We start from the raw sequence: 17576 nt of genomic DNA on the forward strand, positions 1-17576 counted from the left end.
GAGAGAGATCACTCATGGCAAACGTCACCGTCACCTACGACGACCTCCGTACCCAGTCCACGCAGCTCCGCAACGGCCAGCGGGCCATCGAAGACCAGCTCGGGCAGCTCAAGTCGCAGATCGCGAACCTCGTCTCGTCGGGCTACGTGACCGACAAGTCGTCCAAGGCGTTCGACTCGACCTACTCCGAGTTCACGACCGGCGCGACGACGACGATCGCGGCGCTCGAGGGTCTGGCCGGGTTCCTCGAGAGCGCCGCCAACGCGCTCGAGAGCACCGACGCGCAGCTCGCCAGCAGCCTGGGCTGACCCGACCGACCACCCCGTGGCCGCCCCGACACGACCGGGGCGGCCACTCTGACGAGAGGAGACCGGCATGGGGCGATCGACCCTGACGGTTCGCGGCAGTTCGCTCGAGGCGCTGTTCTCGACGCTGACCGTGATCAAGAGAGAGCTCGAGGCGGCAGACGGTTCGGCGGACGAGGCCGCCGACGCCTGCGGGCACGCGGGCCTCGCAGAACGCGTGAGGTCGTTCTCGACCGAATGGAACGACGTGAGGCGCGGCCTCTCCGAGTCGCTCGGCGACCTCGGGCGTTCGGCCGGGGCGTTGGCCGACGGCTTCTCCGAGGTCGAGAACCAGCTGGCCGGCCAGCTGGCGGGGCACCGCTGATGGCGGGCGAGTTGTGGGCGATGCCGGTGGCGCCGGTGTCGGGCGATGCGGGCCGGGTCGTGATGATGGCCGACCGGTTCGGATCGACGGCCGAGTCGATCCGATCGGCGGCACGGTCCCTGCGGGCGCTGGACGACGGCGGGTCCTCCAGTGACGCGGTCGATGCGTTCCTGGCCAAGGCGGGGCTGCTGGCCGAGCAGATGGGTCGGGCGGAGGGGCGTTACGAGGAGGCGGGTGATGCCCTGGTGGCGTATGCGCGGGTGCTGTCCGTGGCGCAGGAGTCGGCGGGTCGTGCTCTCCGTCAGTACGAGTCCGCAGTCGACGACCACGAGGTGAATCATCGTCAGGCGGAGAGGTTCCGCGGGGAGGCGATGCTCGAGCCCGACGAGCTGTCGAAGCAGTGGTTGGAGGACCAAGAACGGCTGCATCGGTCGAGAAGCGACGACGCGAGGAGGCGCGTGATCGATCTCGGGCGGGTGGTCGACGAGGCGCACGCCGAGGTCGCGGCAGCGGCGACCGTCGCGATCTCACGTTTCGACGGTGCGAGCGGCGACGGCCTGCGCGACTCGGTCTTCGACGACATCGGCGGCGCCGTCGGCGTCGCCTACGACGGCTTCCAGACCTGGATGGAAGACAACGACGCCTGGATCTCGATGGTCATCGACGCGGCATCTGTCGTCGGAGTCGTTCTGATGGGCATAGCCATGTTCATCCCGGGCGTGAACGTAGTCGCCCTGCTCGTCGCCGGGCTGGTCCTCGCGCTTTCGACCGCGAGGGCCGTGGCGGGAACGGGCACCTGGGAAGAGGTCGCGGTCGCTCTGCTGTCGATGGCCTTCGTCGGGTCGGGGGCCCTGGTGGGAAAGGGGCTGAGTCGATCCGTCGACACGCTCCGCGCGACGCGCACCTCGCAACTCATGGAAACGGGTGCAAGCCCCAGCCTGGCAAAGGCCTATGTCAGCCGCATGTGGAGCCGGTCGCGCCCAGGCATTCTGGATAAGAGCCTCGTCCGATCTCTAGGCGACCCTTTCGCCGCTCAGGTCTCCCGCTTCATCAGGCCACCCCGAGTGGCTGGCGTCCTCGACGACCCCGTCATCATCGCCGAGATGACGCGCAAATTGAATGGGATGCGCGGGTTTCAAGCTGCCGATCTAATTCTTTCCAGCTCTAACCAGGTTTGGAACATTTATCGAGATGTGACGAAGGCGAGATCTTCCATAGTCACCGGAGGTCGATGGTGACGAGGATTTTGGAAATGGCTGATCTTAGCGATCCTCATGGTCGTCGGCCAATAGTTCAATTGTGGCTGTATTTTTCAACCCCTTTGACGATAGTGATGACCCAGGGCGTCTATCTCATCTACGCTGCGACTGCCTTGGTCTGGATGGGGCAGGGACGAAGATCTGATGAGATCGCATCGATCTATGCGCCCTCTCCCGGTTATCCTCCCTTCGTGGCTCCGGGATGGATTTTTGCTATTCCTACAGCCCTCATCATGCTGACCCTGATCGTTATGCTCATTGGTCCGAAGGTGGGCCCGATCGCGGCCCATTCCTGGATGTTGCCGTTCGTCTGGGGGATCAACGGCCTCTTGCTTTCCGGTTACTCCATCTCCTTCGAGTATGCAGAGGGGTGGCCGACTTACGTCGTCTACTTCGCGGCGGTCATGGGGGCGTGCTCCGTGGTCGGGTTCGCGGCGGCGGTGGTCCGCAGCGTGCGGGAACGGGCCGAGCGGCGGCGTGAACAGGCGGTCGAGGCATGAGCCGGACGTTCGTGCATCGCTCGGTGAGTGGCGCGGCGCGGTCGTATTCGCTCGTTCTGCCGGCGGGATTCGTCCATGTGGGCGGGTCCTGGTCAGCCGACACCGCTCTCGCCGAGGTCGTCGGTCAGCTCGGGCTGGTCGGTGACGACGAGCGCGACTTCCGAAGGCAGGCCCGCCCGATCCTCGACGGCATCCCCTCGACGCAGAGCGGCTTGCGGCTGCTCGACAGCTACGTCCTCGCAGGCACCTGGCCGGGCACCCGCATCTCGGCCACCATCACCTGCGGGGTTGCGGACGTGCCCGCCGGCACCGACCCCGATGACACGCTGATGGCGCAGGCCGCCAGACACGGCGGATCGATCACAGCGGTCGCCGGCGAACCGGCCGTCTTCTGGACTGACGGCGGCGACGTGGTCGCGCCACAGCGCGTCGACAGACCCGTCGCCGTCCTGCGTCGCAGGACGACGCTCAGCCGCATCCACGGTCTCGCCTCGCATCTCTTCGTCATCGTCGCCACCGTGGGCAGCGACGATCACGAGGCCGCCGAAGACCCCGACGGGAGCATCGCAGACGCCCTCTCCGACCTCCTGGCGGCGGTCGTCGAGAGCATCCGGTGGCGCGACGAAGCCGGCAGCACCATCACCGACCGGGCCACAGCGTGACCAGCACGCCGCACCCCCTGACTCACGACCCGCAAGGAGAACCGGGATGACCGACGTCGACACCTACGACGACACCCACGATGTGCTCATGGGGTACGACCCCTCGCTCTGGGTCGCCCTGCCACAGGGCTGGCCCTTCCAGGAGCACGCGACAGCCCAGTCGTGGGTCGACGCCACGCTCCACGACATCCGAGGGAGATCCGCTTCAGTGACCCGTTCCGGCCTCAAGCACCTGCGCCGGGTCCTCGAGCATCTGGCGCAGATCCCTCGCGAGGGCGAATCGCACTATCTGTTCGCCCCGACGATCGACGAGCTGGCCGGGCCGCTCCGGGTGCAGTACGGATTCTGCGACGGAGAACGGGAGACCATGTTGCGGCGGCTCGTGCTCGAGAGCGACCTGGACCAGATCGAGCCGCCCCTCCTCGAGGCCTTCTCGACTCCCGACCTCGGTGACGGATGGCGCGGCGTCCGGTTCGCCGAGCACGAGGGCGCGCTCGAGGCGGCCGTCGTCTACTCGTTCCGTGTCGAGCCCTACGACCTCCGCGTCAGCCTCCACATCGGACCTCCCGAGCAGACCAGCACGCTCGTCCCGTTCAGCGACGACTTCGTCCAGGGCATCAGCGTGGTGCCCGCCGAGTGAGGATCAGCGCCACCGTCAGACACGAACCGTCTCAGCAGACCACCGACTTCGTCTGGGAGGCGGAGCCCGGCACCACCTTGGCCGCGATCGTCGGGCACGCCGCGAGCCACCTCGGCGTCGACGCGGCCGAAACGCAGCACATCCATGTCGATGGCGAGCCGGTCGACCCGCGCCGCACCGTCGAGGAGGGTGCGATGGTCGACGGCGCGGTCATCAGCTTCGGAGCGCCGCCGAGCGTCCCGCGGGTACCGGACGACCTGCCCACCGTCCGCATCGTGGGTGGACCGGGGGCGGGCACGGTCTTCGTCGTCGACCCGGGGGTCGTCGTCATCGGGCGGGGCAGCGGGTCGACGGTCGTCCTCGACGACCCTCTCGTGCCTCCTGTCGCGGCCGCCTTGACACTCGACGGGGCCGGTCGCTTCAGCATCGCGCCGGCCCGAGCGGCGGAAGACGGTTCGAGCGCGACCGCCGACGACGCGACGAGGTCCGCAGCCGCCCGCCCGTCGGCGACAGACGCCGGCGACTCGACCGGCGCCGAGACCGACGGGCTCGCGTCCGTGTACGTCGACCGGCGTCGGATCACCGCGCCCGCCGACCTCGACGAGAACAGCATCGTGACGATCGGCGCGACCCTGCTCGCGGTGTCGGGAGCGGGAGGCGCCCGTGCGGCCACCAGCCCGACCGACGGCGGCGGATACGTCGACTACGCCCGGCCACCGCGACTGCTGCCGGACGACCCGCCGACGGTGTTCCGCTACCCGCCAGAACCACAGCCCCCGGCACGTCGCCCGCTCCCCATCGTCGCCGCCATCGCGCCCCTGATCATGGCCGTGGTCATGGTGCGCCTCTTCGGCAATCTCGGTTTCCTGGCCTTCGGGCTCATGTCGCCGGTCGTGCTCGTCGGCAACTACCTCTACGACCGCCGGAACGGCCGCACCTCGCATCGACGTCGACTCGCCGAGCACGAGGCGACGAAGGCCGCGATCGCGGACGACGCCTCCGCCGCCGTCCGACAGGTCGAGGCCCACCGGCGGCTCACCGCGCCCGACCCGGCGACGGTCCTCGACATCGCCATCCGTCGCCGCTCCCGGCTGTGGGAGAGGCGACGCGGTCACGCCGACCACCTCGCCCTCCGGGTCGGAACCGCCGACATGCCCTCCGGCGTCACTGTCGAGGACCCGGCCGAGCTGGAGCACCGGCGGATCGTGTCGCGACCGGCCCTCGACGTGCCCGTGAGCATCGCACTCGGCGAGCACGGGGTCGTCGGCCTCGCCGGACGACCCGACGACACCCGCTCACTCGCCACCTGGTTCGTCGCCCAGCTCGCCGTGCTGCAGAGCCCCCGCGACGTCGAGATCGTCGTGCTCACGGCCCCAGAGGGGCACGAGGCCTGGGCCTGGCTGCGGTGGGTGCCGCACGCGCGAACCGACCCGGGAGGAGACCGGGCCATCCGCCTCGCGGTCGAGTCGGCGGGTGTGGCACGCCGACTCGCCGACCTGGGCAAGCTCGTCGACGCCCGCCGCCGAGCCGAGCGGGAGGGCCCCGGTCGTCAGACCGTCGCCACCGGCCCCGACGTCGTCGTCATCATCGACGGCGCACGGCGGCTCCGCACCCTGCCCGGGCTCGTCCCCCTGCTCCGCGACGGACCGGCGGTGGGCATCCGCTCCATCTGCCTCGACGCCGACGCGCGGTCGCTGCCCGAGGAGTGCCTCGCCGTGGTCACCTGCTCTCCGACGGGTCACACGGTCGCCGTCGACCGCGCCCCCGTCGTCGAGCGTGTGCGCCCCGACCGTCTGCCGGTCGGATGGGCCGACGCCGTGGCCCGAGGCCTCGCCCCGCTGATCGACGTGGGGGACGAGGACGACGCGGCCGGTCTGCCCTCCCGATCGCGCCTCCTCGACGTCCTCGACCTGACCGAACCGACGGCGGCGAAGGTCCAGGCGAGGTGGAGCGCCCGAGCCCCCACCACCGAAGTCGTCGTCGGCCACGGGATCGACGGACGCTTCTCGTTCGACCTGCGCACCGACGGGCCGCACGGACTCGTGGCGGGGACGACCGGGTCGGGCAAGTCCGAGCTGCTGCAGAGCATCGTCGCGTCGCTCGCGTCGTCGAACACGCCCGACTCGATGACGTTCGTGCTCGTCGACTACAAGGGCGGTGCGGCCTTCCGGGACCTCGCGGCCCTGCCGCACACGGTCGGTCTGGTCACCGATCTCGACCCCCACCTCGTCGAACGGGCACTCGAGTCGCTCGGGGCCGAGCTGCTGCGACGAGAGCACCTGCTCGCCGAAGCCGGCGCGAAGGACATCGAAGACTACCTGGAGGTGCGAGACAGGCGCGCGGGACCCGTCGTGCTGCCGCGCCTGGTCATCGTGATCGACGAGTTCGCGAGCCTCGCCCGCGAGCTGCCGGACTTCGTCACGGGGCTCGTGAACATCGCCCAGCGGGGGCGCTCGCTCGGGGTGCACCTCATCCTCGCGACGCAGCGTCCGACGGGTGTCGTGACCGGCGACATCCGCGCCAACACCAACCTGCGGATCGCCCTCCGCGTGACCGACGACGCCGAGAGCACCGACGTCATCGACGCCCGGGACTCCGCCGGCATCTCGAAGTCGACCCCCGGGCGGGCATTCGCCCGACTCGGGGCCGGAGCCCTGCTGCCTTTCCAGGCCGGCCGCGTCGGCGGACGAGCCCCCGGAGCCGCGACGGTCTCGGACCGACCTCTCTGGGGCGCCGTCGTCGCCGAGTCGTCGATCGGCGGCCCGCTGCCGACACCCCCGCAGGAGGCGCGGGTCGTCGACGCGGACGAGACCGACCTCGTGCAGCTGGTCGCCGCCATCGCCGAGGCCGTCGAACGGCTCGGGCGCCCCGAGCCGCACCGCCCCTGGCTCGACGCGCTGCCCGAGACCATCACCCTCGACGAGATCCGCCGCGCGCACGCCGTCGCTCCGACGGCCGGGGGTCGCCTCGCCGCGTTCCCGTTCGGTCTCGAGGACCACCCGTCGAGTCAAGCTCGCCGACCGGCCACGTTCGACCTCGAGCACGACGGTCACCTCTACATCGTCGGGGCGCCGCGGACCGGCCGGTCGCAGGTGCTGAGGGCGCTCGCCGCCTCGATCGCCTCCGGGGCGTCGGCCGCCGACGTGCATCTCTACGGTCTGGACTGCGGCAGTGGCGCGCTGCTCCCGATGCTGCGGCTGCCGCACGTCGGCGCGATCGTGCAACGCACCGAGACCGAACGAGCCGCGCGCCTCCTCTCGCGGCTCGTCGGGGAGTGCCTCCGGCGACAGGAGGTCCTGGCGGACGGCGGGCACGCCGGTGTCGTCGAGCAGCGCCGGGCGGTCGAGCCGTCCGACCGGCTGCCGCACATCGTGCTGATGATCGACCGCTGGGAGGGCTTCGCCGGCGGGCTCGGGGATATCGACGGCGGGAGGCTCACCGAGCAGGTCACGCAGCTGCTGCGGGAGGGGGCGAGCGCGGGGATCCACGTGATCGTCACCGGTGATCGTCAACTCGTCGCCGGACGGTTCTCCACCCTCGTCGACCGCAAGATCGTGCTCCGACTCTCGGACCCCTCCGACTACTCGCTCGCCGGTCTCGACATGCGACGGATGCCGGAGCGGATGCCCGAGGGCAGAGGCGTCGTGGCCGGCACCGGGGTCGAGCTGCAGATCGCGCTCGTCGGTCGAGACCCGTCGGGGCAGGCCCAGGCCGACGACCTGACACGGATCGGTGCGGAGGCGACGACCCGCGATGCGGCCTCGGGCTCGGGCCGACGACCGTTCCGCCTCGACCGGCTCGAGGGGCCGCTCCGTTACGACGACGCCATGAGTCGTCGTCGACACGGCTCGACCGCAGCCGACGGCGACGGCATGTTCGCACTCGTCGGGGTCGGCGGTGACGATCTCGAGGCAGTCGGCCCCGATCTCGCGACGGGCGCGGGGACCTTCATGATCGGCGGTCCGAGCCGCAGCGGGCGCAGCACCCTGCTGCTGTCGGTGGTGCGGTCTCTGGTCGACGGCGGCGCGGAGGTCGTGGTCGTGGCGCCCAGGCCGTCGCCTCTCCGCGAGCTCGAGACCGGTCACGGGGTGCTCGCCGTCGTGACCGGGGCCCGCCCTCGGGAGGAGGAGCTGGCGTCGTGGTTCGACACCGCGCCTCCTCGGCGGGTGCTCGTCGTGGACGACGCAGAACTGCTCCGGGACGCACCGGCTGCGGCCTGGCTGTCGTCATACGTCATGTCGTGCTCCGATCGGGGTCAGGGACTGGTGGTGGCGGGGACGTCGTCCGAGCTGGGGTCGGGTTTCTCCGGCTGGCTGGTCGACGTGAGACGGAACCGCTGCGGAGCCGTGCTCAGCCCGCAGCAGGCGGTGGACGGCGACGTGATCGGCGCGGCACTGCCGAAGAGCTCGCTCGCGGCTCGCCTGCGCCACGGTGTCGCCGTCGTGAACCTGGGCGCCGGCGAGCTGCTGCAGGTCCGGGTCCCGTGGGGATGACGGGTGAGCTGCGGCCGGAGTCGGAGCGTGAGGGCGGGGCGAGGGGCGGGCGGCCGGGCGCCCGCCCCTCGACCTCAGCAGGGTGTCATCGTCCGTCGTCCACCGTGGGGAGTCCATCGGGGTCGAGGGGCGACCGGGCCCGGCCACGCAGAGGGCCCGCGACGAGGGCGATCAGCACCAGGAGCAGTCCGGTGCCCACGACCCCCGCGGCGAGACCGGCGATCCGCACGCCGTCGGGGCCACCGGTGAAGGCCAGCTTCGTCTCGGGGGTCGGCTGCGGTTCGGGCTCGACGACGGCCGGGGTGACCGGCTCCTCGGGGACCTCGGGCACCTCGGGTGCGACGACCGAGACCATCTCCGACTCGTACACGAGGGAGTCCTCGAAGGCCGGGATGACCTGCAGGCCCGACTCGTCGGGCGTCGAACCCGCCGAGGTGAGGACGAACACGTACGTCCCGGGTTCGTCGACCGACACGCACGGCGACTCGTGCCGACCGTCGCCGTCGATCGTCGTGACGACACGGCCCGCGATCAGAGTGGGGTCGAGGTCCGTCAACGGGCCGACGTCGTCTCCCTCGGACAGATCCTCCTCGATGGGGAACGGACCCACGAGGTACGACTCGACGTCGAAGGTCTCCACGGCGGGGTTCATCCCCGAGACGAGGAGCGCATCGCTCACGCAGGTGCCCGTGAGCACCTGCTGCGGACCGACGACCTCGGTGGCGATGGTCGGCGACCACGGGACGAGCGTCGTCTCGGTGGCCGCCCCGAAGACCGACCGCCACGGGCGCAGCCGGTCGCGCCCGGCGTCGGCCGGGGTGTCGGCCGGATCGATGGTCTCGACCCACGTGTAGTAGCCGCCCGAGGGCAGCTCGCAGCCCGGTGTGTCGTAGGTGCCCGGTCCGTCGGTGATGACGAGTTCGACCTCGCAGACCCGTGGCGCATCGTCCGGCCACTCGGCGCTCTCGACGACGGGCGCGGCGAAAGGGCCCATCAGCGTGCTGCGGACGGTGATGGGGACGGGCGCCCATCGACCGCCCGCGTCGTAGCGCCCCCATTCGGCGAGGAGGCCGTCGCCGGGTTCGACCGCGAGCGTCAGCTGGTCGGTCAGAACCGTGCCCGTCTCCGCGACCGCATCGCTCGTCATCGTGGACACGCGGGGCTGGAACGGCAGCGGCGACCTCGACTCGGTCGACGCTCTGCCCGCGGCGGCCACCGAGGTGCCGCCCGAGAAGAGGATCATCTGCGAGCCGACGGCGCTGCTGCCGACCGTCATGATCCGCCCGTAGGGGAGCCCGGTGAACTCCGCCTTCGCCTTCACCGTGACGACCGGGGTCGTGGCGGTCGTGCGGAACGCCAGCGTCTCGCCGTTGCGCGGGGTCGCCGTCGGCCGGCCGTCGGCGAAGACGGCGCCCTCGAGCGTGATCGTGCCGCGGTGCGTGGGCCCGAGCCTGGTCGGCCCTCCGGCCACCCGGTCGACGGTCAGGTCGCCACGGACGGAGCCCGTGCCGTCGTCACGCAGGTCGAGGGCCACCGTGCCGGCGACCGAGCGCGAGGCGGCGGCGGTCGCCTCGGCGAGCATCTCGTTCGCCCGCTGCAGCACCACGGGCCACTGGTCGTTCGCCCGCCCCGCGTAGTAGCGCTGGTCGTGCCCGTTGAGCCCCGTGATCGTCCAGACCGCCAACTGCCCCGCGGCCGCCGTGTTCGGGTCGCTCGTGCCGGCCCAGGTGCGTGCGATGTAGGCGAGGCGGGCGTGATCGGCGGTCGAAACCCCGAAGACGTCGGCGCCCGTCTCGGTGACGTACTCGTTGCCGATCGGCGACGACTTGCCGGCCTCCAGGCAGAACGCCTGACGCCCGTCGGGCAGCCGGTAGGTGCCGAGCCACGAGGCCCGGTCGCCGTTCCACAGATGGCCGGTGCCCAGTCCGGTCGGGGTGATCGCCGAGGCGGGCAGGGCGCCGAGCAGCGTGGCGCCGAGGATGCTCAGCACCAGCAGGAGGGCGGTCGGAAGTCGTCTTCGTGGGGCCCGCGAGGGGGCGTTCGTGGATGTCATGGGACGACCATGACGAGAGGGGCGGGCGTGCCGTCACCGCGCCTCCTCGGCCTGTGGACCGCGACGGGGCGAGCCTCACGGGGGAGGGCGCGGGTGGGGAGGCTGTGAAACGACGGACGCCCCCGTCGCGCGGTGGCGGCGGGGGCGTCCGGTGGTTCAGGAGGCGCGCTCAGTCGGTCTCGTCGAGATCGATCTCCTCGTCGGCGAGATCGTTCTCGGCCGCGTCGGGCGATCCCTCGCGGGGTGCGCCGCCGGTCGGGCCGTCATTGCCCTCGCCGACGCCGGGGAAGACCGTCTCGCCGGCGACGGCGTCGTTGGTCGCGATCTGCTCGGACTCGGCGAACTCGTCGGCCTGGTCGTAGGGCTTCTCGCCGGAAGCCGCGGGGTTGCTGGTGTCGCTCATGATGGATCCTCTCGGGAGTTCGCGGGATGCGGGTGGGGCGGTGGTCAGGCGAGGCCGAGCTGCTGCTGCAGGCCCGCCTCGTCGGTGGCCCCCCAGCGCTCGACGAGCATGCCGTCGTCGTCGAAGCGGCCGACCTGGATGCCGCGGACGGTGAAGCTCCGGCCCGTCGGCTCGTGACCCTGGAACGGACCGGTGTGAGTGCCCGAGATCGTGAAGACGGCGGTGACGTGCTCGTCGTCGGCGACGAGGGTCTCCACCGCGAGGTCGACGTCGGGGAAGGCCGTGAAGAACTCGCCCCAGAAGGCCTTGATGCCCTCGACGCCGGCCGGTGCGCCCGGGGCGGGGTCGTGATCGACGACGTCGGCGTGGAATCCCTCACCGAGTCGATCGACCTGCCGCGCGGTGAGGATCTCGCCGATCAGCTCCTGGGTCTTGATGTTCTTCTCTTTCGCCATCGTCGGCTCCATTCCTGTCTCGTGTCTGGACTCCCGTCTACTCCTCCCCAGAGCGACGGACGGGCGGGTGCTCACAGGTCGCCCGACGGTTCACGTGCCCGTCAGTGCTCGGCGCTAGGCTGACCGGGGCCCGTCGCCACGACGTCGAGACCGTTCGACCAGGTGGTGACCGGCCTCCGCCGACACGTCGGCACGACCGAGCGAAGCAATGGCGCAGCGATGCGGATTGGAAGAACAGCGTGGATCTTTTCGAGTACCAGGCCAGAGACCTGTTCGAGCAGTACGGCGTGCCCGTGCTGCCCGGCATCACGGCCGACACCCCTGAGGAGGCGCGGGCCGCGTCCGAGAAGCTGGGCGGCGTGACCGTAGTCAAGGCGCAGGTCAAGGTGGGTGGCCGTGGCAAGGCTGGCGGCGTCAAGGTCGCCAAGACCCCCGACGAGGCCGAGGCCGCCGCGCGCGACATCCTCGGGCTCGACATCAAGGGCCACGTCGTCAAGCGGGTCATGATCGCCGGCGGCGCGCAGATCGCTCAGGAGTTCTACTTCTCGGTGCTGCTCGACCGGGCCAACCGCTCGTACCTGTCGCTCTGCAGCGTCGAGGGCGGCATGGAGATCGAGCAGCTCGCCGTCGAGAAGCCCGACGCGCTGGCCCGCATCGAGGTCGACCCCCGCTCGGGCATCGACCTGGCGAAGGCCACCGAGATCGCGAAGGCCGCCGGGTTCCCCGCCGAGCTGGTCGAGAAGGTCGCCCCCGTGCTCGTCAAGCTCTACGCCGTCTACGAGGGCGAAGACGCGACCCTCGTCGAGGTGAACCCGCTCGTGCTCACCGAGCAGGGCGACATCGTCGCCCTCGACGGCAAGGTGTCGATCGACGAGAACGCCGACTTCCGTCACCCCGGTCACGCCGAGCTCGAAGACGCCGATGCGGCCGACCCCCTCGAGGCCAAGGCCAAGGCCGCCGGCCTCAACTACGTGAAGCTCGACGGCGAGGTCGGCATCATCGGCAACGGCGCCGGTCTCGTCATGTCGACTCTCGACGTCGTCGCCTACGCCGGGGAGGCGCACGGCGGCGTCAAGCCCGCTAACTTCCTCGACATCGGCGGCGGAGCGAGCGCCGAGGTCATGGCCGCGGGTCTCGACGTCATCCTCGGCGACGCCCAGGTCAAGAGCGTCTTCGTCAACGTCTTCGGCGGCATCACGGCCTGCGACGCGGTCGCCAACGGCATCGTCGCCGCCCTCGGCATCCTCGGCGACACGGCCACCAAGCCGCTCGTGGTCCGCCTGGACGGCAACAACGTCGACGAGGGTCGACGGATCCTGGCGGAGGCGGCGCACCCGCTTGTCACCGTCGTCGCGACCATGGACGAGGCGGCCGACAAGGCCGCCGAGCTGGCTTCGAAGTAAGGACTGAACAGAACAATGTCGATCTTCCTCAACAAAGACAGCAAGGTCATCGTCCAGGGCATCACCGGCGGTGAGGGCACGAAGCACACCGCTCTCATGCTCAAGGCCGGCACCCAGGTCGTCGGCGGGGTCAACGCCCGCAAGGCCGGCACCACCGTGACGCACGGCGACGTCGAGCTGCCCGTGTTCGGCACCGTCACCGAGGCCGTCGCCGAGACCGGCGCCGACGTCTCGATCGTCTTCGTGCCCCCGGCCTTCGCCAAGGACGCCGTCGTGGAGGCCATCGAGGCCGCCGTGCCGCTCGTGGTCGTCATCACCGAGGGCATCCCCGTGCAAGACGCCGCCGAGTTCTGGGCGCTGGCGAAGTCGAAGGGCGGCGCGACCCGCATCATCGGACCGAACTGCCCTGGCATCATCACGCCCGGCGAGTCGCTCGTCGGCATCACCCCTGCCTCCATCTCGGGCGCAGGCCCCATCGGGCTCGTCTCGAAGTCGGGCACCCTGACGTACCAGATGATGTTCGAGCTGCGCGACCTGGGCTTCTCGACGGCCATCGGCATCGGCGGCGACCCCGTCATCGGCACGACGCACATCGACGCCCTCGAGGCGTTCGAGGCCGACCCCGACACGAAGGCGATCGTCATGATCGGCGAGATCGGCGGCGACGCCGAAGAGCGGGCGGCCGAGTACATAAAGGCGCACGTCACCAAGCCGGTCGTCGGCTACGTGGCCGGGTTCACCGCCCCCGAGGGCAAGACCATGGGTCACGCCGGCGCCATCGTGTCCGGCTCGGCCGGCACGGCTCAGGCGAAGAAGGAGGCCCTCGAGGCCGCCGGGGTCAAGGTCGGCAAGACGCCGAGCGAGACCGCCGCACTCCTGCGCGAGGTGTACGCGGCTCTGTAGGGCCGACCCGCGCCTCCTGAACGGGCGTGTCCGTCGAGACCGGGTGGTCGTCATGACCCGGAGCCGACGGACACGCCCGTTCGGCGTCCGGCCAGGGCGAGCGCTCAGGGCGAGGCGCTCGGAGAGCGTCGGGGGCTGCCGGTACAGTCGACCTCGATGAACCGCCCTGCAACCGCCGCCTTCGCCGCGCTCGAAGCCCTGCTCGTCGTCGGCATCGGCGTGGGGCTGCCGGTCGCGATCACCAGCCTGCTCTGGGCGTTCCAGTACGGACTGCAGCTCGACTGGGTCATCTTCTGGCGCGCCTCGATCGACACCTGGCTCGTGGGGCACGGGGTCGACGTGACCCTGAGACTGGGCGGTGCCGCCGCCGAGGCCACGGGGGTCGCCGGGGCCGACGCTCCCATCCACCTGACCATCGCGGCCCTCGGGTTCTCGGCCCTGACGGTCGTCTTCGGCATCCGCGCAGGTCGTGCCATCGCCGAGACCGAGCACCGGGTCGTCGGCCTGCTGACGACGATCGGCACCTTCGCGCTGCTGTCGACGGGCCTGGCCGCCACCGCCCAGCACGAGCTCGCCTCGCCGTCGCTGTGGCAGGCCGTCGTGCTGCCGCCGCTCGTCTACGCCGTGCCCGTGCTCGCGATGGCCGAGATCACCCGCCGTCGTCGCGGAGAGGACCCCGGCGCGATCGCCTCGTCCGTCACCCGCCTCGTCGTCCGCGCACCGCTCGTCGCCCGCATCGTCGCGGCCGGGGGGCTGCGGGCCGGCGTCGCCATCGCGTCCGTCGTGGTCGCCTGCGCGGCGGTCGTCGTCGCCCTGCTGCTGCTCACGCACTTCGCGCAGATCATCACGTTGTACGAAGGCGCCCACGGGGGTCTGCTCGGTGGCCTCGCGCTGACGATCGGCCAGCTCGCCCTTCTGCCGAACATCGTGGTCTGGGCCGCTTCGTGGCTCGTCGGTCCCGGGTTCGCCCTCGGCACCGGGTCGGGCATCTCGCCCCTCGGCACGTCCGTGGGTCCGCTGCCCGCTCTTCCGATCTTCGGGGCGCTGCCGACCGCCGACCTGCCCTTCGCATTCGTCGGGCTGCTCGTGCCCGTCGTGGCCGCGTACGTCGTCACGACCCTGCTGCGCCCGAGACTTCAGGCCGCTCTAGCGGCAGCCGGTGTCGACGACACCCTGCGTCGAGTGCTCGTCGGGGTGACCGCCGGCGTCGTGGCGGGTGTCGCTCTCGGGGCGGCGGCCTGGGCGTCCGCCGGGTCGGCGGGGCCTGGTCGCCTCGTCGACGTCGGCCCGAACCCCTGGGCGGTCGGCGGCTTCACCGCGCTCGAGGTCGCCGTACCCGCCGTCCTGGCCATGATCGTGGCGCCGCCTCGGTTCGTGACGGGCGGGGGTCTGCCGACCCGCGCCTCCTCGGGGGTCGCACGCGATGCGGGGGCGACGGCGTCCGCTGCGTCCTCGCGCGGCGCCGGGTCCGCGGGCCGCTCTGCAGACGAGACAGCGCGCGCACCTCGCGAGTTCGGCACGCCACGGCCCGGCGAGTCCGCAGGAGGCGCGGCGACGGCGACCGGCATCGGTACCGGCACGAGCACTCTCGCGCCCGAGTCGGCGCCAGGCGAATCCTCCGAGGCGGAGACCGTCGGCGTCGACGACGACTCGAGGATCGCAGCACCGCGCGACGACCGCGACAGAGACGAGCGTGACGACGCCCGCGACCGCGACAGCGCTGATCGCGGCGACGACCCCGACGTCACGGGCCGGATCGACGGCATCACCCGCTGACCCCTCACCGGGTTCGACCCGGGCGTCGAGGGGGGCCGCGAGGTGCCGCGAGGCGCCACGCTAGGCTTGCCGCGTGCTGAAGCTCGTGGTGCTCATCTCCGGTGGCGGATCGAACCTCCGGGCACTGCTCGAAGCCGCACACGACGCCGAGTACCCGGCGCGCGTCGTCGCCGTCGGGGCCGATCGCGACGCCGACGGGTTCGAGCACGCCGACCACTTCGGGGTGCCGACCTTCACGGTGCCGTTCTCGAGCTTCGCCGACCGCGGGGCCTGGGGTGACGAACTGCTCTCGCAGGTGCGGCAGTGGCAGCCCGACCTGGTGGTGCTGAGCGGCTTCATGCGACTCGTGCCGCCTCGTGTCGTCAAGGCCCTCGCCCCGAACCTGATCAACACGCACCCCGCCTATCTGCCCGAGTTCCCCGGGGCGCACGGAGTCCGCGACGCCCTCGCCGCCGGTGTCGATCAGACCGGTGCGAGCGTCATCGTCGTCGACGACGGCGTCGACAGCGGCCCGATCCTGGCTCAGCAGCGCATCCCCGTGCTGCCCGGCGACGACGAGTCGTCGCTGCACGACCGCATCAAGCTCGTCGAACGCGAACTGCTCGTGCAGACCGTGCTCGACATCGCCAACGGAACGATCGACCTCGAACAGGAGTCCACCGCATGAGCGGCCACGCCATCGACCCCAGCCTCTACCGAGACCGCGACACCGTGCCCGTCAGGCGGGCGCTCATCAGCGTCAGCGACAAGAGCGGCCTGCTCGACCTGGCGGGGGCGCTCGCCGGCGCGGGCGTCGAGATCGTGTCGACCGGCTCGACGGCCTCCACCATCCGCGACGCGGGGCACGAGGTCACCGACGTCAGCGCCGTGACCGGGTTCCCCGAGTCGCTCGACGGGCGGGTCAAGACCCTGCACCCGGCCGTGCACGCGGGCATCCTCGCCGATCTGCGGCTCGAGTCGCACGAGGCGCAGCTCGCCGAGCTCGACATCGCGGCGTTCGAGCTCGTCGTCGTGAACCTCTACCCGTTCGTCGAGACGGTCGCCTCGGGCGCCGACGTGCCCACGGTGATCGAGAACGTCGACATCGGCGGACCGGCGATGGTGCGGGCCGCCGCGAAGAACCACGCCAACGTCGCGATCGTCGTCTCGCCGTCGAACTACCCGCAGATCGTCGACGCGCTCGCATCCGGTGGCACGACCCTCCTGCAGCGGCAGCGTCTCGCGGGCGAGGCGTTCGCCCACACGGCCTCGTACGACACGGCCGTCGCGGCCTACTTCGCCGCGAACGTCGGTCACGACGCCGACTCTGACAGCGCAGACGCGACAGACGGAGCCGAGGAGGCGCGGGTCGGCTTCGCCCCCACGGTCACCGTCTCGGCCGAGCTGCAGCACACCCTCCGCTACGGCGAGAACTCGCACCAGTCCGCCGCGATCTACGCCACCCCGGGTGCGCAGGGCATCGCGCAGGCCGAGCAGCTGCACGGCAAGGAGATGTCGTACAACAACTACGTCGACGCCGACGCGGCGCTGCGGGCCGCCTACGACTTCGACGAGCCGGCCGTCGCGATCATCAAGCACGCGAACCCGTGCGGCATCGCCGTTGCCTCGCCGGGCGCCGTCGACGCCATCGCCGACGCGCACCGGCGGGCGCACGCCTGCGACCCCGTGTCGGCGTTCGGGGGCGTCATCGCCGCCAACAGGCCCGTCACGCGTGCCATGGCCGAGACCGTGCGCGACATCTTCACCGAGGTGGTCATCGCCCCCGGCTTCGACCCCGAGGCCGTCGAGATCCTCAGAGCGAAGAAGAACATCCGTCTGCTGACGCTGCCCGCCGACTACTCGCGCGACGACCGCGAGGTCAAGCAGATCTCGGGCGGCCTCCTCGTGCAGGACGCCGACGGCTTCACCGGCTTCTCGTCGGAGGGCTGGACGCTGGTCGCCGGCGACGAGGCCGACGCGGCCACGCGCGCCGATCTCGAGTTCGCCTGGAAGGCCTCGCGCGCCGTCAAGTCGAACGCGATCCTGCTCGCCACCGGCGGCGCATCGGTCGGTGTCGGCATGGGGCAGGTCAACCGGGTCGACTCGTGCCACCTCGCCGTCGATCGCGCCGGCGAGCGCGCGACGGGTTCGGTGGTCGCGTCCGACGCGTTCTTCCCCTTCGCCGACGGACTCCAGGTGCTGCTCGACGCCGGTGTCCGGGCCGTCGTCCAGCCCGGCGGCTCGATCCGTGACGACGAGGTCGTCGCGGCCGCCACGGCCGCGGGCGTCACCATGTACTTCACGGGAGAGCGTCACTTCTTCCACTGAGACGTGCCCCGAGGCCTGCGAGGCCTGCGAGTGCTCCGAGCGCGCTCAGCGCC

The 17576-nt window shown here is 71.2% G+C and carries 15 protein-coding genes; 12 read left to right on the forward strand and 3 right to left on the reverse strand.

The annotated features are described in order from the left end of the window. Positions 1 to 14: 14 nt before the first annotated feature. The 7 genes from ACZ6JE_RS08575 to ACZ6JE_RS08605 all read left to right on the forward strand — a co-directional run bounded on the left by ACZ6JE_RS08575 (position 15) and on the right by ACZ6JE_RS08605 (position 8223). A complete protein-coding gene (locus ACZ6JE_RS08575; protein ID WP_192061078.1) occupies positions 15 to 308 on the forward strand; it encodes a WXG100 family type VII secretion target in 294 nt (97 codons plus the stop codon). 67 nt (positions 309 to 375) lie between these two features. Next, on the forward strand, positions 376 to 669 hold the full coding sequence (locus ACZ6JE_RS08580; RefSeq protein ID WP_320479285.1) for a hypothetical protein: 294 nt from the start codon (positions 376 to 378) through the stop codon (positions 667 to 669). Further along, positions 669 to 1907: a putative T7SS-secreted protein gene (locus ACZ6JE_RS08585; protein WP_464318689.1), complete on the forward strand. Its 1239-nt coding sequence runs from the start codon at positions 669 to 671 to the stop codon at positions 1905 to 1907. The genes ACZ6JE_RS08580 and ACZ6JE_RS08585 overlap by 1 nt, the downstream gene beginning before the upstream one ends. Positions 1908 to 1921: 14 nt before the next feature. Next, positions 1922 to 2428 (forward strand): hypothetical protein, encoded by a 507-nt coding sequence (locus ACZ6JE_RS08590; protein WP_320479287.1) that lies wholly within the window; start codon positions 1922 to 1924, stop codon positions 2426 to 2428. After that, entirely contained in the window at positions 2425 to 3090 is a 666-nt protein-coding gene (locus tag ACZ6JE_RS08595) for a hypothetical protein (RefSeq protein ID WP_464318690.1), read from the forward strand. Before ACZ6JE_RS08590 ends, ACZ6JE_RS08595 begins: the two co-directional genes overlap by 4 nt. Positions 3091 to 3136: 46 nt before the next feature. Continuing rightward, a complete protein-coding gene (locus ACZ6JE_RS08600; RefSeq protein ID WP_464318691.1) occupies positions 3137 to 3730 on the forward strand; it encodes a hypothetical protein in 594 nt (197 codons plus the stop codon). After that, positions 3727 to 8223 (forward strand): FtsK/SpoIIIE domain-containing protein, encoded by a 4497-nt coding sequence (locus ACZ6JE_RS08605; protein ID WP_464318692.1) that lies wholly within the window; start codon positions 3727 to 3729, stop codon positions 8221 to 8223. The genes ACZ6JE_RS08600 and ACZ6JE_RS08605 overlap by 4 nt, the downstream gene beginning before the upstream one ends. Positions 8224 to 8308: 85 nt before the next feature. Here the strand turns inward: ACZ6JE_RS08605 and ACZ6JE_RS08610 are convergent, their stop codons facing one another. The 3 genes from ACZ6JE_RS08610 to ACZ6JE_RS08620 all read right to left on the reverse strand — a co-directional run bounded on the left by ACZ6JE_RS08610 (position 8309) and on the right by ACZ6JE_RS08620 (position 11134). Further along, positions 8309 to 10276, reverse strand: coding sequence for a thioester domain-containing protein (locus ACZ6JE_RS08610; RefSeq protein ID WP_464318693.1), 1968 nt, complete (start codon positions 10274 to 10276; stop codon positions 8309 to 8311). 169 nt (positions 10277 to 10445) lie between these two features. After that, positions 10446 to 10679 carry a hypothetical protein gene (locus ACZ6JE_RS08615; RefSeq protein WP_192061086.1) on the reverse strand — a complete coding sequence of 78 codons (234 nt, stop codon included), beginning with the start codon at positions 10677 to 10679 and terminating at the stop codon, positions 10446 to 10448. Positions 10680 to 10723: 44 nt separating this feature from the next. Continuing rightward, the gene (locus ACZ6JE_RS08620; protein ID WP_243214540.1) at positions 10724 to 11134 is read right to left on the reverse strand and encodes an ester cyclase; all 411 of its coding nucleotides are present in this window, start codon (positions 11132 to 11134) and stop codon (positions 10724 to 10726) included. 239 nt (positions 11135 to 11373) lie between these two features. Between ACZ6JE_RS08620 and sucC the strand changes: the two genes are divergently transcribed. From sucC to purH, 5 genes are all read left to right on the forward strand, one after another. Continuing rightward, the gene (sucC, locus tag ACZ6JE_RS08625; RefSeq protein ID WP_464318694.1) at positions 11374 to 12537 is read left to right on the forward strand and encodes an ADP-forming succinate--CoA ligase subunit beta; all 1164 of its coding nucleotides are present in this window, start codon (positions 11374 to 11376) and stop codon (positions 12535 to 12537) included. Positions 12538 to 12552: 15 nt separating this feature from the next. Then, positions 12553 to 13440, forward strand: coding sequence for a succinate--CoA ligase subunit alpha (sucD, locus tag ACZ6JE_RS08630; RefSeq protein WP_464318695.1), 888 nt, complete (start codon positions 12553 to 12555; stop codon positions 13438 to 13440). 156 nt (positions 13441 to 13596) lie between these two features. Then, positions 13597 to 15216, forward strand: a complete 1620-nt coding sequence (locus tag ACZ6JE_RS08635) for a cell division protein PerM (protein WP_464318696.1) — start codon at positions 13597 to 13599, stop codon at positions 15214 to 15216. Between the two features lie 73 nt (positions 15217 to 15289). After that, complete coding sequence (purN, locus tag ACZ6JE_RS08640; protein ID WP_320479295.1) at positions 15290 to 15883, forward strand: phosphoribosylglycinamide formyltransferase; 594 nt, start codon at positions 15290 to 15292, stop codon at positions 15881 to 15883. Then, the gene (purH, locus tag ACZ6JE_RS08645) at positions 15880 to 17523 is read left to right on the forward strand and encodes a bifunctional phosphoribosylaminoimidazolecarboxamide formyltransferase/IMP cyclohydrolase (protein WP_464318697.1); all 1644 of its coding nucleotides are present in this window, start codon (positions 15880 to 15882) and stop codon (positions 17521 to 17523) included. Before purN ends, purH begins: the two co-directional genes overlap by 4 nt. The last annotated feature ends 53 nt before the right edge of the window (positions 17524 to 17576 follow it).

The organism is Frigoribacterium sp. AC759 (assembly GCF_979256015.1).

Bases quoted from the DNA above. Each gene is read 5' to 3' on its own strand.
- ACZ6JE_RS08575 (WP_192061078.1), top strand. From the start codon at position 15: ATGGCAAACGTCACCGTCACCTACGACGACCTCCGTACCCAGTCCACG.
- ACZ6JE_RS08580 (WP_320479285.1), top strand. From the start codon at position 376: ATGGGGCGATCGACCCTGACGGTTCGCGGCAGTTCGCTCGAGGCGCTG.
- ACZ6JE_RS08585 (WP_464318689.1), top strand. From the start codon at position 669: ATGGCGGGCGAGTTGTGGGCGATGCCGGTGGCGCCGGTGTCGGGCGAT.
- ACZ6JE_RS08590 (WP_320479287.1), top strand. From the start codon at position 1,922: ATGGCTGATCTTAGCGATCCTCATGGTCGTCGGCCAATAGTTCAATTG.
- ACZ6JE_RS08595 (WP_464318690.1), top strand. From the start codon at position 2,425: ATGAGCCGGACGTTCGTGCATCGCTCGGTGAGTGGCGCGGCGCGGTCG.
- ACZ6JE_RS08600 (WP_464318691.1), top strand. From the start codon at position 3,137: ATGACCGACGTCGACACCTACGACGACACCCACGATGTGCTCATGGGG.
- ACZ6JE_RS08610 (WP_464318693.1), bottom strand. From the start codon at position 10,276: ATGACATCCACGAACGCCCCCTCGCGGGCCCCACGAAGACGACTTCCG.
- ACZ6JE_RS08615 (WP_192061086.1), bottom strand. From the start codon at position 10,679: ATGAGCGACACCAGCAACCCCGCGGCTTCCGGCGAGAAGCCCTACGAC.
- ACZ6JE_RS08620 (WP_243214540.1), bottom strand. From the start codon at position 11,134: ATGGCGAAAGAGAAGAACATCAAGACCCAGGAGCTGATCGGCGAGATC.
- sucD (WP_464318695.1), top strand. From the start codon at position 12,553: ATGTCGATCTTCCTCAACAAAGACAGCAAGGTCATCGTCCAGGGCATC.
- ACZ6JE_RS08635 (WP_464318696.1), top strand. From the start codon at position 13,597: ATGAACCGCCCTGCAACCGCCGCCTTCGCCGCGCTCGAAGCCCTGCTC.
- purH (WP_464318697.1), top strand. From the start codon at position 15,880: ATGAGCGGCCACGCCATCGACCCCAGCCTCTACCGAGACCGCGACACC.